General features: G+C 39.0%; 13 protein-coding genes, 2 tRNA genes and 3 rRNA genes. 14 read left to right on the top strand and 4 right to left on the bottom strand.

Features of this window, described 5'->3' with window-relative positions:
• Positions 1 to 3 precede the first annotated feature (3 nt).
• From ACKPCA_RS12780 to ACKPCA_RS12745, 8 genes are all read left to right on the top strand, one after another.
• Positions 4 to 1038, top strand: coding sequence for a homoserine O-acetyltransferase family protein (locus ACKPCA_RS12780; RefSeq protein ID WP_321279438.1), 1035 nt, complete (start codon positions 4 to 6; stop codon positions 1036 to 1038).
• Entirely contained in the window at positions 1028 to 2218 is a 1191-nt protein-coding gene (locus ACKPCA_RS12775; protein ID WP_321279437.1) for a homoserine dehydrogenase, read from the top strand. The genes ACKPCA_RS12780 and ACKPCA_RS12775 overlap by 11 nt, the downstream gene beginning before the upstream one ends.
• 37 nt (positions 2219 to 2255) lie before the next feature.
• Positions 2256 to 3515 carry an aspartate kinase gene (locus tag ACKPCA_RS12770; RefSeq protein WP_321279436.1) on the top strand — a complete coding sequence of 420 codons (1260 nt, stop codon included), beginning with the start codon at positions 2256 to 2258 and terminating at the stop codon, positions 3513 to 3515.
• A gap of 1 nt (position 3516) precedes the next feature.
• Positions 3517 to 7185, top strand: a complete 3669-nt coding sequence (gene metH / locus ACKPCA_RS12765) for a methionine synthase (protein ID WP_321279435.1) — start codon at positions 3517 to 3519, stop codon at positions 7183 to 7185.
• Between the two features lie 65 nt (positions 7186 to 7250).
• On the top strand, positions 7251 to 8210 hold the full coding sequence (locus tag ACKPCA_RS12760) for a methylenetetrahydrofolate reductase (protein WP_321279434.1): 960 nt from the start codon (positions 7251 to 7253) through the stop codon (positions 8208 to 8210).
• Positions 8211 to 8329: 119 nt separating this feature from the next.
• On the top strand, positions 8330 to 8869 hold the full coding sequence (locus tag ACKPCA_RS12755; RefSeq protein WP_321279433.1) for a hypothetical protein: 540 nt from the start codon (positions 8330 to 8332) through the stop codon (positions 8867 to 8869).
• A gap of 184 nt (positions 8870 to 9053) precedes the next feature.
• Positions 9054 to 9593 carry a hypothetical protein gene (locus tag ACKPCA_RS12750; protein ID WP_321279432.1) on the top strand — a complete coding sequence of 180 codons (540 nt, stop codon included), beginning with the start codon at positions 9054 to 9056 and terminating at the stop codon, positions 9591 to 9593.
• A gap of 126 nt (positions 9594 to 9719) precedes the next feature.
• Positions 9720 to 10358 (top strand): hypothetical protein, encoded by a 639-nt coding sequence (locus ACKPCA_RS12745; protein ID WP_321279431.1) that lies wholly within the window; start codon positions 9720 to 9722, stop codon positions 10356 to 10358.
• A 56-nt stretch (positions 10359 to 10414) separates the two neighbouring features.
• Here ACKPCA_RS12745 and ACKPCA_RS12740 read toward each other — a convergent pair whose 3' ends face one another.
• From ACKPCA_RS12740 to ACKPCA_RS12725, 4 genes are all read right to left on the bottom strand, one after another.
• Positions 10415 to 11356, bottom strand: a complete 942-nt coding sequence (locus tag ACKPCA_RS12740; RefSeq protein ID WP_321279430.1) for a 2-hydroxyacid dehydrogenase — start codon at positions 11354 to 11356, stop codon at positions 10415 to 10417.
• Between the two features lie 172 nt (positions 11357 to 11528).
• Entirely contained in the window at positions 11529 to 12020 is a 492-nt protein-coding gene (locus ACKPCA_RS12735) for a hypothetical protein (protein WP_321279429.1), read from the bottom strand.
• 21 nt (positions 12021 to 12041) lie between these two features.
• A complete protein-coding gene (locus ACKPCA_RS12730; protein WP_321279428.1) occupies positions 12042 to 13382 on the bottom strand; it encodes a dihydroorotase in 1341 nt (446 codons plus the stop codon).
• A 31-nt stretch (positions 13383 to 13413) separates the two neighbouring features.
• Positions 13414 to 14142: a polyprenol monophosphomannose synthase gene (locus tag ACKPCA_RS12725; protein WP_407660166.1), complete on the bottom strand. Its 729-nt coding sequence runs from the start codon at positions 14140 to 14142 to the stop codon at positions 13414 to 13416.
• Between the two features lie 954 nt (positions 14143 to 15096).
• On the opposite strand from ACKPCA_RS12725, the gene ACKPCA_RS12720 reads away from it, so the two are divergent.
• The 6 genes from ACKPCA_RS12720 (at position 15097) to rpsO (ending at position 20779) form a co-directional block, all read left to right on the top strand.
• Positions 15097 to 16626, top strand: a 16S ribosomal RNA gene (locus tag ACKPCA_RS12720).
• A 145-nt stretch (positions 16627 to 16771) separates the two neighbouring features.
• Positions 16772 to 16845: transfer RNA gene (locus ACKPCA_RS12715), tRNA-Ile, on the top strand.
• Positions 16846 to 16858: 13 nt separating this feature from the next.
• Positions 16859 to 16932: transfer RNA gene (locus tag ACKPCA_RS12710), tRNA-Ala, on the top strand.
• A 119-nt stretch (positions 16933 to 17051) separates the two neighbouring features.
• Positions 17052 to 19922 (top strand): 23S ribosomal RNA (locus ACKPCA_RS12705).
• A 114-nt stretch (positions 19923 to 20036) separates the two neighbouring features.
• Positions 20037 to 20147 (top strand): 5S ribosomal RNA (rrf, locus tag ACKPCA_RS12700).
• The 16S, 23S and 5S rRNA genes sit together here with 2 tRNA genes alongside, the layout of an rRNA operon.
• Before the next feature lie 362 nt (positions 20148 to 20509).
• Positions 20510 to 20779 (top strand): 30S ribosomal protein S15, encoded by a 270-nt coding sequence (gene rpsO, locus ACKPCA_RS12695; protein WP_054722921.1) that lies wholly within the window; start codon positions 20510 to 20512, stop codon positions 20777 to 20779.
• Positions 20780 to 20787 lie beyond the last annotated feature (8 nt).

The raw sequence follows: 20787 nt of genomic DNA, 5'->3' as shown, positions 1-20787 counted from the left end.
CTAGTGAATCCAAATTGTTACATCCATAAAGAAGGTTTACAACTTGAATCGGGCGAACGCCTTAAGGAGTTGACCATTGCTTATCACACCTATGGGGAGTACGATCCTTCGCGAAATAATGTGATTTGGGTTTGTCATGCACTTACTGCCAATTCTGATGTTTTCGATTGGTGGTCAGGACTTTTTGGAGAGAAGGACTTTTTTAATCCCAAGGATTATTTTATCGTATGTGCCAATTTTATTGGTTCATGTTACGGTACAACGGGACCTCTATCTAAAAATCCGGAGAATGGACAAGCATACTATCACGATTTTCCGCAATTGACCGTACGTGACTTGGTGGCGGCACACGAAATTTTACGAAAACATTTAAATATAAATCGCATTCATATGATGATTGGTAGCTCACTGGGAGGCATGCAAGCCTTGGAGTGGGCTTACTTGTTGAATGGTAAGTTAGACAATTTGGTGGTTTTGGCCTCGAATGCCAAACATTCACCTTGGGGGATTGCCTTTAACGAATCGCAAAGAATGTCGATAGAAGTTGATCCAAGCTGGAAGGAATCGAATGATGAAGCTGGATTGAATGGAATGAGAGTGGCGCGATCGATCGCATTGTTGAGTTACAGAACGTATGCAACTTACGATCATTCGCAACAAGAGAATGAAAACGATAAGACGGATGATTATAGAGCAAGCTCTTACCAAAGATACCAGGGGGAAAAGTTAGCTCGCCGATTTAATGCCTACTCATATTGGCACTTGTCAAAAATCATGGATAGCCATGATATGGGAAGAAATAGAGGTGGATTAATCAAAGCTCTGAATGAAATCAAATCAAGAACACTTGTCATTGGAGTTGATTCAGATCAGATTTTCCCGATCAATGAACAAAAATTTATTGCGGATCATATTCCGCAAGCTCAATACATGGAAATCCATTCGCTGTATGGACACGATGGATTCCTTTTAGAACAAGAACAATTAACTAAAGTACTACAATCATTTTTAATCGAAAGCAAAATCAATGAGCAATAAACTTAAAATAGGTGTATTCGGATACGGAGTTGTTGGTTCCGGATTGGCCCACGTTCTGAAAAATAGTAAAGGCCTTGATGCCTCTATTGTAAAGGTATGTGTAAAAGATGGTGAAAAGGAGAGAGATTTAGATTCAGAAGTTTTAACCACGAACCCTGATGATATTTTAAATGATCCTGAAATTAATGTTGTTGCGGAATTGATTGATGATGCTGATGCAGCTTATCAAATTGTAAAAACAGCTCTGAAAAATGGAAAGCATGTAGTTTCAGCCAATAAAAAAATGTTGGCTTACCATATCGAGGAATTGATTCAATTGCAATGGCAGCACAAAGTTTCATTTGTATATGAAGCTTCGGCTTGTGGTAGTATTCCAATTATTAGAAACCTGGAAGAGTACTACGATAATGACCTGTTACAATCGGTAAGTGGAATTTTGAATGGTTCATCGAATTACATTCTTACGAAGATTTTTAATGAAAATTTGGATTACGATGTTGCCTTGAAACAAGCACAAGATCTAGGTTTTGCTGAAAGCGATCCAACATCAGATGTTGATGGATTTGATACACTATACAAGTTGATCATTCTAACTGTTCATGGCTTTGGACTTTTTGTGCATCCCGATCAGGTTTTCAACTTTGGAATTTCGAATCTATCGCCAAAGGATATCGAATTGGCATCACAGAAAGGTTATAAAATCAGATTGTTAGGGAAAGTGACTAAGGTAAATGGAAACCATGTGAATCTTTTGGTTGCGCCTAAGTTTGTGAAACCTGAAGAACATGCTTATACAGTAGAGAGTCATTACAATGGAGTGTTGATTCAAGGAAACTTCTACGATAACCAGTTTATGTATGGGAAAGGAGCAGGAGCACATCCTACCGGTTCAGCGGTATTATCGGATATTACGGCCTTGGCTTACGATTATAAATACGAATACAAAAAGCTGAAATACTATGGAGGCTTAGAGTATACCAACGATATGGAGGTTGAGGTTTATTTGAGATACACGAATAAAGATGATTTGGATCTGTTCGATTTTAAAGAAATTAGGGAATCTCTTACAGGGAAAGAATTCAATTATGTGATTGGAACGTTGAACCTTTCCGATTTGATAAAAATTCGTCAGCAAATTAAAGGACGAGATATTTTCATAGCCTACCTGGGTGATGAATAATTTGCTGGGGAAATTACATCTAAGATCAAAAAGAAAAATGATAATATACAAATTCGGTGGTGTATCTGTAAAAGATGCGGCTGCCATACGAAACATCTGTCAGATTATAGCTAAGGTAAAGCGCCCTCTAGCTGTTGTGATTTCGGCAATAGGATCAACAACAAACCTGCTGGAAGAATTGATAGATGCATATTTTTCGGGAAGCGATAAATGTTGGAATCACTTCGAGACACTGAAAAAGAACCACATTTCAGTGCTCAACGATTTATTCGAAGAAGTGCCAGAACAAATTATCTCGGAAGTAAACGCTCTTTTCGTCGAGCTGGAAACCAAAATTTCAAAGCCATCATCTGATCAGTTCAATTTTGAATATGATCAGGTGATTGGTTTTGGCGAGTTACTTTCAACAACCATAATTTCAGGTTATTTGAATGAAACTGGTCAAAAAAATCAGTGGATTGATATCAGAACCTGTCTGGATTCTGATGACAATTACGTGGATGCCAATATCAATTGGGAAACATCAAAAGAGAAGGTAAATGCAAAATTTATTGATGATTCTCAAGCCCTTTACATCACTCAAGGTTTTATTGCCCGCGATGATAAAGGGTTTACCACTTCGCTGGGACGGGAAGGTTCAGATTATACGGCAGCAATCCTTGCTCATCTGCTTGGCGCTGATAAAATGATCATTTGGAAAGATGTGTTGGGAATATTAAATGCAGATCCTGATTATTTTGATACAACCACCAAATTGGATTTGATTCCATATCACGAAGCAATCGAGTTGTCGTATTATGGGGCAAGGGTAATTCATCCAAAAACCATAAAGCCTTTGCAGGCAAAACAAATTCCTCTTTGGGTGAAATCATTTATCGATCCATCGCAAAAAGGAACCTTGATTACAAAGGGAGAGCAGCCTCAACCCATGTTGCCAAACTATATTGTGAAGAAAAAACAGGTTATGGTGAATTTGAAACCATTAAATTTTTCATTTATAGGCGAAAAAGATCTGGTTTTTATCTTTTCACTCGTGACAAAGTTTAGAATTAAGCTTAATTTTACTCAAAACACCGCTGTTAGTTTTGCATTTTGTGTTAATAGTTCGGTAAGAAATATCAAAGAGCTAATCGGTGAATTGAGTAAAAAATATGAAGTAGATCTGAGTGAAGATTTGGAGTTAATAACCGTTCGACACTATACGCCATCTACGATTGAAGAAATTCAAAACAAACACCATGTTTTGGTAGAGCAAAAAAATAGCAATACAGCAATCTATCTTACAGTTGAAAATTAATATGAAGCAAAATTTTACGATTAAAGAGGCATTAACAAATCAGATTTTGGTTCTCGATGGAGCAATGGGAACCATGATTCAGTCCTATAAATTAGTTGAATCGGATTTTAGAGGAGAAAGATTTGCTAATATTTCAGCTGATCAAAAAGGTCACAATGATTTGTTGACGCTGACTCAACCAGATATTATTAAAAATATTCACCTTGAATTTTTAAAAGCAGGTGCCAATATCATAGAGACCAATACTTTTAATTCAAATGCGATTTCTTTGATTGATTATCAGTTGGAAGAGCTTGCTTATGAATTGAATCTGGAAGCGGTGAAGAATGCTCGAAGAGCGATTGAAGAAATTCAGAAAACAGATCCAAATACGCCAAGGTGGATAGCTGGTGCCATTGGTCCAACAAACAAGACCACATCAATGTCTCCAAAAGTGGAAGATCCAGGTTACAGAGATGTAAGTTTTGATGATTTGGTTGAAATTTACACCGAACAAATTAAGGGTTTGGTTGATGGAGGTGTTGATGCCTTATTGATAGAAACCATTTTCGATACTCTTAATGCAAAAGCTGCTGTTTATGCTGCAGATCAACTTTTGGAAGAGAGAGGGTTGGATCTACCAATTATGATTTCAGGAACGATCACCGATAATAGTGGGAGAACCTTATCAGGTCAGACATTGGAAGCCTTTGTAACTTCGATGAAATGTGAGAGGTTGTTGAGTATTGGCCTGAATTGTGCTTTCGGGGCAAAGGATTTGATTCCATTTATCCAGCAATTGGATACTTTGTTGCCTGTATATGTAAGTGTATATCCTAATGCTGGTTTGCCAAACGAATTGGGCGAATACGATGAAACTCCTACCACCATGGTGGGTGATTTAAAGGAGTTACTGGAGAACAAAAAGGTAAATATTGTAGGAGGATGTTGCGGAACAAGACCAGATCATATTGCTGCAATTGCCGAAGTAGTTAAAGATGCTTCGCCTAGAGAAATTCCTGTTGTGGAAACGGAAACTCGCTTAAGCGGATTAGAGATGTTGCGCATCAACTCTATGAGCAACTTTGTGAATGTAGGTGAGCGTACCAATGTTGCAGGTTCTCGAAAGTTTGCCCGATTAATCCGTGAAGAAAAATATGAGGAGGCGCTGTCAATTGCTCGTTCACAGGTCGAAAATGGTGCTCAAATCATAGATGTGAACATGGATGATGCCATGTTAGATGCTGAGAAAGAAATGGATGTATTCTTGAAACTCTTGGTTTCAGAACCGGAAATTTCTCGCGTTCCTGTCATGATTGATTCTTCGAAATGGACTGTGTTGGAAGCTGGTTTGAAATGTGTACAGGGAAAATCAGTGGTAAACTCCATTTCATTGAAAGAGGGCGAAGAGGAATTTATAAAGTATGCTACCCAAATTAAAAGGTATGGAGCTGCTGCTGTGGTAATGGCTTTCGACGAAAAAGGTCAGGCCGATACTTATGAGCGCAGAATTGAAATTTGTGGTAGAGCTTATAAAATATTGACAGAGAAAGTTGGTTTCCCGCCAGAAGATATCATCTTCGATCCAAATGTATTGGCAATAGCTACTGGAATAGAGGAACACAACAATTATGCTGTTGATTTTATAAATACCGTAAGATGGATCAAGGAGAATCTTCCACATGCAAAAATTAGTGGAGGTATAAGTAATTTATCTTTCTCTTTCCGTGGGAACAATGTGGTTCGTGAAGCAATGCATTCGGTTTTCTTGTATCACGCCATTAAGGAAGGTTTGGATATGGGAATTGTAAATCCTGGAATGTTGCAGATTTACGATGAGATTGAACCGGAATTATTAGAGAAGGTGGAAGATGTAGTGTTGAACAGGAAACCTGATGCTACTGAAATCTTAATAGAATTTGCCGAAGGATTAAAATCGGCAGGAACAGGTCAAGCAAAAAAGGATATTTGGAGGGAAAAATCAGTCAATGAGAGATTGTCTTACTCCTTGGTAAAAGGAATTACCGATTATATAGAAGAGGACGCTGAAGAGGCTCGTCAAAATTATCCGAAAGCATTGGAGGTAATCGAAAAACCTTTAATGGACGGTATGAATATAGTTGGTGAGTTGTTCGGCGATGGAAAAATGTTTCTTCCTCAGGTAGTAAAATCTGCAAGGGTGATGAAAAAAGCCGTTGCATACCTTCAACCCTTTATTGAAGAAGAGAAAAGCAATGCCGCCGATGCCAAAAATGCAGGTAAAATTCTAATGGCAACAGTAAAAGGTGATGTTCATGATATCGGCAAAAATATTGTGGATGTAGTTTTGGGATGTAACAATTTTGAAGTGATCGATTTGGGTGTGATGGTTCCATGTTCGAAGATCTTGGAAGTGGCCAAACAAGAAAATGTTGATGCCATCGGATTGAGTGGTTTAATCACACCATCCCTAGAAGAGATGTGTTTTGTTGCCGAAGAGATGCAACGAGAAGGATTTGATATTCCTTTGGTAGTAGGAGGAGCAACAACATCGGAATTACATACGGCAGTTAAGATTGAGCCAAACTATAAAAATGGAGTAGTGCATGTGTGCGATGCTTCTCAGTCGGTAGGTATTTTCAAAAAATTATGTGACAAGAGTAAACGCGAAGAATATTTAGCTGGTGTAAAAGTGCAATATCAAGAGGTAAGAGAGAATCATGCTAAGCAAAAATCAGCTGATTATTATTCTTTAAAAGAGGCAAGAGAAAATGCAGAGGCAATTGATTGGACAAAATCACCAATATGCAAACCAAAGAAAATTGGTTTACAAGTACAGAAGAATTTCTCTATCAGTGAAATTCGAAAATATATTGATTGGACCTTCTTCTTTGTAGCATGGGAGTTGAAATGCATGTATCCGGAAATTATGGAAGATCCGGATTACAAGGATGAGGCCAAAAAGCTTTTCGACGATGCCAATAAAATGTTGGACAAGATTGAAAAGGAGAACCTTTTGGAAGCTAGTGCAGTTTATGGATTGTTCCCGGCAAATGCAGTAGGCGATGACATTGTCATTTATTCTGATGAGGAAAGAAGTTCAGAGTTGAAAAGATTTACTCAAATTCGTCAGCAGGAGAAATTTTCAAAAGGTTTAAGCAATTTGTGTCTGAGCGATTTTATTGCTCCTATTGAATCAGGACGAATTGATTATATAGGTGCATTTGTTGTAACAGCCGGACTGGGAATAGAGGAGAGTCTACAAAAATATGCTGAGCAAAATGACGATTACAATAGTATCATGATCAAGATTTTGGCAGATAGATTGGCAGAAGCTTACACGGAATTGCTGCATGAACAAATCCGTAAAGAAGATTGGGCCTATGCAAATGGAGAAGACCTGAGCGTTGAGGAAATGTTACGTGAAAAGTATCAGGGGATTCGTCCGGCCTTTGGTTATCCTTCTTTGCCAGAGCATTCAGAGAAAAAAGTACTTTGGGATTTCTTAAAAGTTGAAGAGAATATTGGTGCAACTTTAACTGAGAGTTTTGCCATGTATCCGGCGGCTTCGGTAAGTGGATTGGTTTTGGCTCATCCTGATGCAATTTATTTTTCGATTGATAAGATCAAGGAAGATCAGGTAAAAGACTATGCTGAGCGTAAGGGAATATCAGAAAAGGAAGCCAAGAAACTATTGACGGCAATTTTGTAAAAACATCAAATTATTAGAATACGATCTTTGAGATTTAATAAAATCTCACATCTAAAATTAACCGGATGAAAGTAATTGAACATTTAAATCAAGCAATTGAGAATAAAACCACACACTTCTCTTTTGAATTGTTGCCTCCTTTAAGAGGCAATAGTATATACAAGGTATTTAATACCATAGAAAAACTTCGCGAGTTCGACCCAAAGTACATAAATATTACTGCACACCGTGATGAAGTTGTTTTCGTAGAGTCGCCAAATGGAGGATTCGAGAAGAAGATCACTCGTAAACGCCCGGGAACAGTTGCTGTGGCAGCTGCCATTCAGAATAAATACAAACTTACGGTTGTTCCTCATGTTATTTGTAGTGGATTTACTCCCGAAGAAACAGAAAATGCACTTTTAGATCTGAATTTTTTGGGAATTCACGATTTATTGCTTTTGAAAGGTGATACTTCGCCTCGTCATGATTTTATTTCAAGTGAAGGAGAACACAAATATGCGATTGATTTGATTGGGCAGGTTAATGATATCAATAATGGAATTTTTTTAGATGGAACTCATGTTGACCCATTTGAAACTCCATTTTCATATGGAACTGCAGGATATCCAGAAAAACACGAGGAGGCTCCAAATATGGATTCGGATTTGTACTGGCTGAAAAAGAAAGTAGATGCAGGTGCAGATTATATTGTAACCCAGATGTTTTTCGATAATCAGAAGTTTTTCGATTTCGAGAAAAAAGTTCGAGAAGCAGGAATTACTGTTCCAATTGTACCTGGAATCAAGCCTATTTCTGCACTTTCTCAACTTAATGTGCTTCCTCAGATTTTTAAAACTGAAATACCAGAGACTTTAGCTGCTGAAGTTCGTAAATGTAAAACCAACGATGAGGTAAAACAAGTTGGGGTAGAGTGGGGAATTCAGCAAAGCAAAGAGTTGATTCAACATGGTGTGCCATCATTGCATTTTTACACACTAATGGCATCCAGTTGCGTAAGAGACATTGCAAAGGCAATTTATTAACAAAATTGGAAACAAAACCAAATCCCTTTTCAAGTCTGAAGAGGGATTTTTTTATGCAGAAACTGCAATAAAAATAGGTTTGTCACAGTTAAAAAATAGAATTGATAATTAATGAAGATATGAGTAAGACAATTATTCTATTGTTACTGATGAGTGGAGCGTTTTTATCAAAAGCTCAGGTTTTTAATATATCTGGAATTTTAAAAGAAGGAGAAGCTGCAATCGGTTTTGAACCATCCTTGTTGGTTTACGATGGAGAAACTGATTTTATGATGTTTTTTCATGCAGGTGTTGGATTAGGACAGAATATTGACTTGGCAGGAAAGTTTGGAGTTTTTGGTGATGAAAATTATTATGGTGGGGATATTGAGTTTGGTTTCAGTAAAACACTTTCATTATCAGCAGGGGCTCACCATTTTCATGATTTTGCATTGGATGGCACTGCAAATGTTACCGTACCATTGGCGCGAGGAACTAAACTGATTACGGGTTTAGATATGGATATCGTATTTGGTGATAAAACTAAAATTCCACTTTGGATTCCATTAGGAATAAGAGTTTCGGTTGGTAATGGTTGGTCCTTAATTATGGCATCAGAAATTGAACTAACCGATGAAGCCTATCATTATTTTGGAGTTGGAATGGCCTATGGATTTTAAATCTCAGTAATTCATTTTAAATAAATGTAAGGCTTTTTAAACTAGGTGGTTATATGCTGGCAATTAATACAAATAAACTTAATGAGAATTCAAATGTTGAATTTTAAACCATTTTTATGTTTTAAAATTTAGAATTATAGTTAATTTAGTATTTTGATAATAAATAATATTAAAATAACTGAATATGAAAAAGATTATAATTGCATTAACATTTATGATGGGATCAATGGTATCATTTGGACAAGTTTTTGATTCTTCCGATATCTTAAAAAAGGGAGAATTGGAGGTTGCTTTTGAGCCTGGAGTTTTTATTTTTGATGGAAGCGATGATTTTAGAACTTTTTTTCATGGTGAATATGGATTAGGAAAGAAAATGGATCTGGGTGTAAGTATCGATCCTTTTAGTAAAGATGGTTATTATGGTGCTGATATAGAGTTGTGGCTTGCAGAAAAGTTCTCAATTTCAGCTGGAGCCCATCATTTTAGTAAAATGGCTCTCGATGCAGCTGTGAAATATAGCACTCCTATTCGATCAAATATAAAATTTACATCAGGATTGGATAGTGATTATATGGTCAATAATTCTAAATTGGCACTTTGGTTACCAGCTGGGGTAGATGTGGAAATTGGTAATGGCTTATCTGTTCTGGTTGAAGCTAAAATTGAAATAACAGATGAAGCCTATAATTATTTTGGAATTGGCGTAGCTTATAAAATTAAATAGACAATCTTTTAATTTTGGTCTAATTAAAGTTACTAACAGTCTGTTAATAATGTATTTTGATTCTGAATTGAAATTGAAGTATATTAATGTCTTGATAAACTTTAATCATTAAACTGCAGCTACCAAATGGAAAAAGAAAAATCTTCTATTGAGAAATTAAAAGATTTTGCTCTTAAAACGCATCGTAAAATTAATTTTAGCGAGAAAGCGTATCCCTCTAATGCACTACATCCTGTAACTTACCACCGAAGATTTGTAAGTATACCTGGGAATGATTACAAAAGAGTCTTTTTTGCTTGTTTTGGAGATTCTCGTAGATTGGATAATTTTTCGATTTATAGTGGTGTGTTTTTTCCTATTGATGTTTCAAGAGAAACAAAGATATGTGTTCGAAAAAAACACATATTCGATAAAATAAGTTTGTTTGTAAGAAAGAAATACTATAAAACAGGTGTTGACTCCTTTGATTCTCAAGTTGTATTTGATGAGTTTACAGCAATTGGAATCAATAAGATTTTCATCAATGCAAAAATTCAGAAGTTGATTTTAAAAGCTTTTGATTTTGATGTTCGATTAAGAGTTGGGATAAATATGTTGAATATTGATTTTGTTCCAGAGCTGAAAGGTAAATCGTATGTAGGAATTTATACAACTCAAGATTGGTTTATCAATTCATCTGAAATTGAAATTTTATATGATTTGGCAGAACAATTGCAAAATCAATCAGTTTTTATGAAAGAACCGGATTTGATTGAACAATTTTAGATTGTATTTTAAGATATAAGAAAGCCTCAATTCTACAGAATTGAGGCTTTTGATTTTTATAATGCGAATTCATCAATGATTTTCTGTGCGGTGACCTCGGAAAGTTTAATGTTTGATTCATGTGTCCAACCTCCAACATGTGGACTCAGCAATACATTTTCAGCTTCAATTAAATATTGAAATTCAGCAGGAAGCTCAGAAGCATGCAAATCTTCAAATGAAGTTTTTTCGTATTCCAGGACGTCTAAGCAAGCACCTTTAACCTGTCTGGATTTTAGATTTTTCACCAAATCAGCAATACGAACCACTTTTCCGCGTGCAGTATTAATCAAGAAAATCGGTTTTTTGAATTGATTCAGAAATTCATCATTCACCATAAACATGGTTTCTTCGGTTTGTGGAACATGCAGACTTAGAATGTCGCATTGCTCAAATAAATCATCTAACTGTTTTTCAGTACAATAATCATCGGTATAGTTAAACTTGTATTTATCGTAGGCAATTACGTTACAACCAAATCCTTTTAGTCTTTGGGCAAAAGCTCCACCCATGTTTCCGTATCCAATAATTCCTACGGTCTTGCCCATAATCTCAATTCCACGGTTTTCTTCACGTCTCCACATTCCATTGCGAACTTCCCAATTGCATCGACACAAATTATTGAAGAGAGTTAAAAGCATACCAACGGCATGTTCGCCTACTGCATCTCGATTTCCTTCCGGAGCATTGAAGCATTTAATGCCTTTGCTTTCTGCATATTCAACATCAATATTTTCCAATCCGGCACCAACTCTGCCAATAAACTTAAGCTTTGAAGCGATATCCAGTTCTGCTTTGGTCAATTTGAACTTACTTCGAATGATAAAACCATCGAACTCAGGAAATATTTCTAGTAGTTCCTCTTTGTTTTTTTCAGGAGCATACGTGCAGTCGAAACCTGCATTTTGAAGCATTTCTAATAAACGAGGGTGTGTTGAATCTATAAATAGAACTTTCATCTGTTTGTAATTTTATTTTGAGATCAGATGGAACTTACCATGATATGAGATAATAATTATTTAATCATGGACGTTTCATTTTTTTTGTTTTAATGAGTACCAGGAATGTTCCTGATTTTTCAATTTGTGCAAAATTAGATAGATTTTCTTCATTTACACAATGCTCATTCTTTCATTTGTTTTCCAAATCGATAACAAAACTTGCTTTGTAACCTCTCAGTTTTCCTGTAGCATCGTATATTTCGAAACCAAACATCAGTTTTTGAACCTCTTTTTTTAGTTGTAACAGATTCTTGTCCCAATACCAATTTTCTTCAAACTGAATTTTTCCTGTTCTCTTGTTCAAATTATTTTCTTTAATAATTTGTTTGATTTCACTAATGGATAATTCGTGATTGTCGTAATAATCATATGCCTTTAAATTACCAGCTTTTACTTCTTTCAAAACTTGCTCGATTAGGTAAGGGCTATTGGTATTCTTCAGGCATTCGTTCAGCCATTCATCATCCGGGTTGGGATTTTTTACGATCACCTCGTAAATAATAGGATCTGCAATAAGCTCACCTTCTGTTTTTGTAGACGAATTTTCTGGTTTGTTTTGGCAAGAAAACAAAAACAGCCCTGAGATAATCAGAGCTGTTGAGGTATAATAGAATTTTTTCATGTTCTATATAATATGTGTTTGTTAACGATCGAAACTTAAGCGCATACCTTTCGTGCTTTCATCAAACTTACCATTGTCATACACCAAGTGACCATTCACAAAAGTTTTTTCAACCATGTATTGGAATTTTTCTCCATCGAAAGGAGTCCAACCACACTTATACAATGTGTTTTCTTTGTTGGCAGTCCAATCTTCCTCCTTAACCAATACCAAATCTGCGTAATACCCTTTACGGATAAAACCTCTTTTTTCAACTTGGAAAATCTCAGCAGGAGTGTGACACATTTTTTCAATCACTTTTTCAAGACTAATTTTGCCGCGTCGTGCTTGCTCCAACATTGCCACAAGTGAATGTTGAACCAAAGGACCTCCACCTGCAGAATTCAAATAGTTGCCATCTTTCTCTTCTTCAGTATGAGGTGCATGATCTGTTGCAATTATATCCAATCTGTCGTCAAGCAATGCTTCCCAAAGTTTATCCTGATCTGCTTTGGTTTTAACGGCAGGATTCCAGCGTATTCTTGATTTTTTAGTTAAGTAATCTTTGTCATCAAACCATAAGTGATGTACACAAACCTCAGTTGTAATTCTTTTATCTTTCGAAGGAATCGAGTTGTCAAACAGATCCATCTCAATTCCGGAAGATAAATGAAGGATGTGTAAACGAGTGTTGTATTTCTTAGCCAACTCCACGGCTTTCGATGAAGATTTGTAACAAGCTTCGGCACTTCTAATCACTCCATGATATTCCATTGGAATGTCCTCGCCATATTTTTCAAGGTATTCAGCCTGATTTTTTTCAATGGTTGGTGTGTCCTCACAATGCGTAGCAATCAGCAGAGGAGCTTTTTCAAAAATTTGCGATAGGGTGTCAATATCATCCACCAACATATTCCCTGTAGATGATCCCATGAAAATCTTAATCCCACAAACCGATTTAGGATCCGTTTTTAAAATCTCTTCCAGATTGTCATTGGTAGCACCCATGTAGAACGAGTAGTTGGCCAGTGATTTTTCAGCACCAAGCTTGTAACGCTCTGCAAGTAACTCTTGGGTAACTGTTTGTGGTTTTACATTTGGCATATCCATAAAGGAAGTGGTACCACCTGCTACAGCAGCTCTCGATTCGGTATACAAATCACCTTTGTGTGGCATTCCTGGATCGCGAAAATGTACCTGATCATCGATCACACCAGGGATTAGCAATTTGCCACCTGCATCAATAATCTTCCACGATGCATCAATCTTTTCAGGAGCAGATGTATAAATTTCTTCAATCAATTGATCCTTCACCAGAACACTTCCGGCGAATTTCTTGCCTTCGTTAATGATTAAGGCATTTTGTATTAAATAAGTTGACATTTTGGTTGTTTAGTTCTAAGTATTTTAAAATCTATCTTTCGTAGTTGGTAAAAAAGCTACGTAGTTTCATTTTAATTACGCCCCACACAGCTTCATTAAAAATACCACCACTCATTTTCGAAGTTCCTTGTGTTCTATCCGTGAAAATGATTGGCACTTCAATAATATTAAAGCCAAATTTCCATGTGGTAAATTTCATTTCTATCTGGAAAGCATACCCTTTAAATCTAATTTTATCCAAATTAATGGTTTCAAGTACCTTCCTGGTATAGCATTTAAAGCCAGCCGTTGCATCATGAATTTTCATTCCTGTTACAATTCTTACGTACTTTGACGCAAAATACGACATCAAAACTCTACCCATAGGCCAATTTACAACATTTACACCAGAAACATAGCGTGAACCAATGGCCATATCTCCACCTTGATTAGCGCAAGCTTCGTATAAACGAACCAAATCTTCCGGATTGTGTGAAAAATCGGCATCCATTTCAAATACATATTCGTAGTTGTTTTCAAGTGCCCATTTAAAGCCGGCAATATATGCGGTACCTAGGCCAAGCTTTCCTTTGCGCTCTATCATGTGTAGCTGAGAAAACTCCTTCTGCAAATTTTTTACAATTGCAGCAGTTCCGTCAGGAGAATTGTCTTCAATTATTAAGATATCAAAAGCTTTTTCCAGCGAAAATACTTTCCTAACAATGGATTCAATATTTTCTTTTTCATTGTAGGTCGGAATAATAACAAGTCTATTTGTCACCTTCAGAGAATTAATTTGTAAAACAATTTATTAGCACGAAGATAGTATATCTGTAATAAAACTGTCATTTCCATTCGTTAAAAAGAGTGAAATCCATGATTAATTATGCCAGTCCCCTTCGGGTCGGGCTATCCGCTATATCTTTTCCTCATTCTTCGAAAAAGGATGCCGCTTCTATCCCTACCGGATCGTTTCTATGGGTAGTGCATGAAAAAAATGAGCGAATAGATATTTAAAACAATCAAAAATCACATTCGCTGAAAATTTCTCCAAATTTTTTCTCACGGGTTATGAGGGTGTTAGGCTAGTGTAGAGAAAAAGTATGCATTTTGGATTTGGAAAGTAGAAAAAGTATGCGTTATCTTTGCAGCCGCTTTACAAGGGTAAGGCGATAAGGAAGACATGATGGAAAGGGTGGTTTATCCACGGTTTTGCTTGATGTTTTTTCATTTTGAAATTTTTAAGATTTTTTTTCGAAAGCATTTGGATTTGTAGAAATAAAGTATTTATCTTTGCAGCTGCTTTTGATGGGGATAAGATTCTTTGGAGCACTAGTATCTATGAGGCTTTCGAAGGGATTAAATCTTAAAAAAGTTTTAAAAATGACTTGCAATTTTAGATAAAAAGTATTTATCTTTGCAGCCGCTTCTCAAACGGGAGGAGTTTAGAAAAAGTTTTGGGAGTGAGTTGATGATTTGATGGAAATCACGGCTGAAAAAAAACTTCAAAAATATTTCAAATTTTATTTGGAATTTGGGAGGAGTTTTATTTATCTTTGCACTCGCTTTTCCGCCTGATTTTTTCGGGTGAATTAAGAAGGAAAAACAGAACGATACGTTCTTTGAAAATATTGAAAACAAGAAGTTAGGTAAATACAAGAATAATACCTTGTCAATTAAAAATTACCATTAAACTTTGATAATCTGAATGAGACAGAATTATAAAAACTTTTATACAACGAAGAGTTTGATCCTGGCTCAGGATGAACGCTAGCGACAGGCCTAACACATGCAAGTCGAGGGGCAGCATAATAAAAGCTTGCTTTTATTGATGGCGACCGGCGCACGGGTGAGTAACGCGTATGCAACCTGCCTTACACAGGGGGATAGCCCGGAGAAATCCGGATTAATACCGCATAATGATCAAATTTCGCATGTTATTTGATTTAAAGCTTCGGCGGTGTAAGATGGGCATGCGTAGCATTAGCTTGTTGGTGAGGTAACGGCTCACCAAGGCGATGATGCTTAGGGGGTCTGAGAGGATAGTCCCCCACACTGGTACTGAGACACGGACCAGACTCCTACGGGAGGCAGCAGTGAGGAATATTGGTCAATGGGCGCAAGCCTGAACCAGCCATGTCGCGTGCAGGATGACTGCCCTATGGGTTGTAAACTGCTTTTTTACGGGAATAAACCTTCCTACGTGTAGGGAGCTGAAGGTACCGTATGAATAAGGATCGGCTAACTCCGTGCCAGCAGCCGCGGTAATACGGAGGATTCGAGCGTTATCCGGATTTATTGGGTTTAAAGGGTCCGTAGGCGGGCGATTAAGTCAGTGGTGAAATCTCACAGCTCAACTGTGAAACTGCCATTGATACTGGTTGTCTTGAATTTAGTTGAGGTGGGCGGAATACGTTATGTAGCGGTGAAATGCATAGATATAACGTAGAACACCGATTGCGAAGGCAGCTCACTAAGCTAACATTGACGCTGATGGACGAAAGCGTGGGGAGCGAACAGGATTAGATACCCTGGTAGTCCACGCCGTAAACGATGATTACTCGTTGTGCGCGATACACAGTGCGCGACTGAGCGAAAGCATTAAGTAATCCACCTGGGGAGTACGTTGGCAACAATGAAACTCAAAGGAATTGACGGGGGCCCGCACAAGCGGAGGAACATGTGGTTTAATTCGATGATACGCGAGGAACCTTACCTGGGCTTAAATGCAGTTTGACCGGCTTGGAAACAAGCTTTCTCTTCGGAGCAAATTACAAGGTGCTGCATGGTTGTCGTCAGCTCGTGCCGTGAGGTGTCGGGTTAAGTCCCATAACGAGCGCAACCCCTATCGTTAGTTGCTAGCAGGTAATGCTGAGGACTCTAGCGAGACTGCCACCGTAAGGTGAGAGGAAGGTGGGGATGACGTCAAATCAGCACGGCCCTTACGTCCAGGGCTACACACGTGTTACAATGGCTAGTACAAAGGGCAGCTACCTGGTGACAGGATGCTAATCTCAAAAGCTAGTCTCAGTTCGGATCGGAGTCTGCAACTCGACTCCGTGAAGTTGGATTCGCTAGTAATCGTATATCAGCAATGATACGGTGAATACGTTCCCGGGCCTTGTACACACCGCCCGTCAAGCCATGGAAGCCGAGGGGACCTGAAGTTCGTAACCGCAAGGAGCGACCTAGGGTAAAATTGGTAACTGGGGCTAAGTCGTAACAAGGTAGCCGTACCGGAAGGTGTGGCTGGAACACCTCCTTTCTAGAGATTTAGAATATCGACTAAGGTTTATGGTAAAAGACAGGTTTATGACTGTTTTGCCTAACTTTTTACTTGTTTTCATTTAATATACCATAACCCATAGCGTTAGGGTGTTTAAACCGCTAGCATATGGATTAAGAAATTTAGTCCTGTAGCTCAGTTGGTTAGAGCACTACACTGATAATGTAGGGGTCCGCAGTTCAAATCTGCGCAGGACTACGATTAACGTTTTGGGGGATTAGCTCAGCTGGCTAGAGCGCTTGCCTTGCACGCAAGAGGTCATCGGTTCGACTCCGATATTCTCCACGAAATACGATGGTGTATTAAAGTTCTTTGACATGTTGAAAGTAGTAAAGTAGAAGTAACCAATAGTAAAGAAACAACGATTGATTTCGTGATGAAAGTTTAGACTTTTATTGGCACAAAAAGAAGTAATTAAGGGCGTATGGCGGATGCCTAGGCTCTCAGAGGCGATGAAGGACGTGATAAGCTGCGATAAGCTACGGTGAGGTGCAAATAACCATTGATCCGTAGATTTCCGAATGGGGCAACCCACTCAGCAATGAGTATCCTTTAAGGAGGCAAACCCGGAGAACTGAAACATCTAAGTAACCGGAGGAGAAGAAAACAAAAGTGATTCCCCTAGTAGTGGCGATCGAACGGGGATTAGCCCAAACCATTATTGTTTCGGCAATGGTGGGGTTGTAGGACTATAATATGATGATCGGCGTGAAGTGGAAGTGTTTGGAAAGACACACCATAGAGAGTGATAGTCTCGTACACGTAAGCAAAGTGAATCTAGTAGTATCCTGAGTAGCGCGGAACACGAGGAATTCTGTGTGAATCTGCCAGGACCATCTGGTAAGGCTAAATACTCCTGAGAGACCGATAGTGAACAAGTACCGTGAGGGAAAGGTGAAAAGCACCTCGAACAGAGGAGTGAAAGAGTACCTGAAACCGTACGCCTACAAGCGGTAGGAGCACTTTAGGGTGTGACTGCGTGCCTTTTGCATAATGAGCCTACGAGTTACTCCTCACTAGCGAGATTAAGCACTTCAGGTGCGTAGTCGAAGCGAAAGCGAGTCTGAATAGGGCGTAAAGTTAGTGGGGGTAGACGCGAAACTTGGTGATCTACCCATGGTCAGGCTGAAGCTCTGTTAAACCAGAGTGGAGGGCCCAACCGGTTCACGTTGAAAAGTGTTCGGATGAACTGTGGGTAGGGGTGAAAGGCCAATCAAACTGAGAAATAGCTCGTACTCCCCGAAATGCATTTAGGTGCAGCGTCAGAGTCGAGAGTTATAGAGGTAGAGCTACTGATTGGATGCGAGGGCTTCGCCGCCTATCAAATCCAGACAAACTCCGAATGCTATAACTTATATCTGGCAGTGAGCCCGTGGGTGCTAAGGTCCACGGACGAGAGGGAAAGAACCCAGACCATCAGCTAAGGTCCCCAAGTGTATGTTAAGTTGAACAAACGAGGTGAGATTGCTTAGACAGCTAGGATGTTGGCTTGGAAGCAGCCATTCATTTAAAGAGTGCGTAACAGCTCACTAGTCGAGCGATCTTGCGTGGATGATAATCGGGCATAAATATACCACCGAAGCTATGGATTTAGAATTTATTCTAACTGGTAGGGGAGCATTCTAACGGCGCAGAAGCAGTATGGTAATGTATTGTGGAGCTTTTAGAAAAGCAAATGTAGGCATAAGTAACGATAATGCGGGCGAGAAACCCGCACGCCAATAGACTAAGGTTTCCTGATCAACGCTAATCGGATCAGGGTAAGTCGGGACCTAAGGGGTAGCCGAAGGGCGAACTCGATGGACAACCGGTTAATATTCCGGTACTTTCTATAACTGCGATGGGGTGACGAAGAGATGACAATGCCGCGAACTGACGGAATAGTTCGTTGAAGGACGTATGTGATGAGACCGGTAGGCAAATCCGCTGGTTGAGCTGAAATCTGATAGTACCGCAATGCTACGGCAGCGCGGATAGTGCATGTAATTTTACTTCCAAGAAAAACCTCTAAGCTTCAGGTTATAGAGACCCGTACCGCAAACGGACACACGTAGTCAAGTAGAGAATACTAAGGCGCTCGAGTGATTCATGGCTAAGGAACTCGGCAAAATGGTCCTGTAACTTCGGGAGAAAGGACGCCTCTTTCGGGAGGCCGCAGTGAAATGGCCCAGGCGACTGTTTACCAAAAACACATGGCTTTGCAAAATCGAAAGATGAAGTATAAGGCCTGACACCTGCCCGGTGCTGGAAGGTTAAGTGGAGGGCTTAGCGCAAGCGAAGGTCTGAAATGAAGCCCCAGTAAACGGCGGCCGTAACTATAACGGTCCTAAGGTAGCGAAATTCCTTGTCGGGTAAGTTCCGACCTGCACGAATGGTGTAACGATCTGGGCACTGTCTCAGCCATGAGCTCGGTGAAATTGTAGTATCGGTGAAGATGCCGATTACCCGCAACGGGACGGAAAGACCCCGTGAACCTTTACTGCAGCTTCACATTGATTTTGGGTAAGTGATGTGTAGGATAGGACGGAGACTATGAAGCAGCGCCGCCAGGTGTTGTGGAGTCATCCTTGAAATACGTCCCTTTGCTTATCTGAAGTCTAACGTCTAACGACGGACAGTGTGTGGTGGGTAGTTTGACTGGGGTGGTCGCCTCCAAAAGAGTAACGGAGGCTTCTAAAGGTACCCTCAAGACGTTTGGTAATCGTCTGAAGAGTGCAATGGCACAAGGGTGCTTGACTGTGAGACATACAGGTCGAGCAGGTACGAAAGTAGAGCATAGTGATCCGGTGGTTCCGTATGGAAGGGCCATCGCTCAAAGGATAAAAGGTACTCCGGGGATAACAGGCTGATCGCTCCCAAGAGCTCATATCGACGGAGCGGTTTGGCACCTCGATGTCGGCTCGTCACATCCTGGGGCTGGAGAAGGTCCCAAGGGTTGGGCTGTTCGCCCATTAAAGTGGCACGCGAGCTGGGTTCAGAACGTCGTGAGACAGTTCGGTCCCTATCTGTTGTGGGCGTTGGAAATTTGCGAGGATCTGACTCTAGTACGAGAGGACCGGGTTGGACTAACCTCTAGTGTATCTGTTGTGGCGCCAGCTGCATAGCAGAGTAGCTACGTTGGGCAGGGATAAGTGCTGAAAGCATCTAAGCACGAAGCCTACCTCAAGATGAGATTTCCTTTAAGGGTCGTTAGAGACGATAACGTTGATAGGTTGCAGATGTAAAGGTGGTAACATCAAAGTCGAGCAATACTAATTACCCGAAAGCTTCTGAGTGGCGAGGTCAATCGCTGAATCTTACAAGATTTGGTTCTTTTATTTTACTTTCAATGTGTCTACGATATTCGTTGACGGTTAGCAGGAGTTAACCACAGAAGTCAACAAACGATTTTAGGTGTTTATAGCGACGGGGTTCCACCTCTTCCCATTCCGAACAGAGAAGTTAAGCCCGTTAGCGCCGATGGTACTGCAGAAATGTGGGAGAGTAGGTCGACGCCAACCTTTAAAGAGTCTTATTCCAACATGGAGTGAGACTCTTTTTTTTTGCTTAAAATTCAATAAAAAATATTCTCACCTCCCCTTATAGAAATTACATTCAAATTGATTATCTTTTTAAGATGTAAGTGTATGCTGAGCTATATGTATCTATGGCATTGATAGTCTAGAGTAGAATATTAAACTCTAATGTTGGGAGAGGAATATTATTTCCCATTAATAAAAAATCAGCTATTGCACTAATTCACAGTAAAATTAAATGGATGTTTTTCTTCAGATAAATTGCTTTGTAGAAAATATTAGTTAATTTTGCGAATTGATTGTGAAAAGCAATCTTTTAAATCAATTTAAATTTTAAAATAAGTATTATGTATTTATCAGCAGAGAAAAAGCAAGAGCTTTTCGAAAAGTACGGGAAGTCTAACAAAGACACTGGGACTGCAGAATCTCAGATTGCCTTGTTTTCTTACCGTATCGCTCACTTAACTGAGCACTTGAAGAAAAACAGAAAAGATTACAGTACCCAACGTGCACTGCAATTGCTAGTAGGTAAAAGAAGAAACCTTCTTGATTACTTAAAAGCAAAAGATATTGAAAGATACAGAGCTATTATTAAAGCTTTAAATATTCGTAAATAATATCATAT

Origin of the sequence: Marinifilum fragile (assembly GCF_963677365.1) — a bacterium.
Lineage (GTDB): Bacteria > Bacteroidota > Bacteroidia > Bacteroidales > Marinifilaceae > Marinifilum > Marinifilum fragile.
The sequence above is the reverse complement of the archived record's forward strand: the minus strand, read 5'-3'. Positions and strand labels throughout refer to the sequence as shown.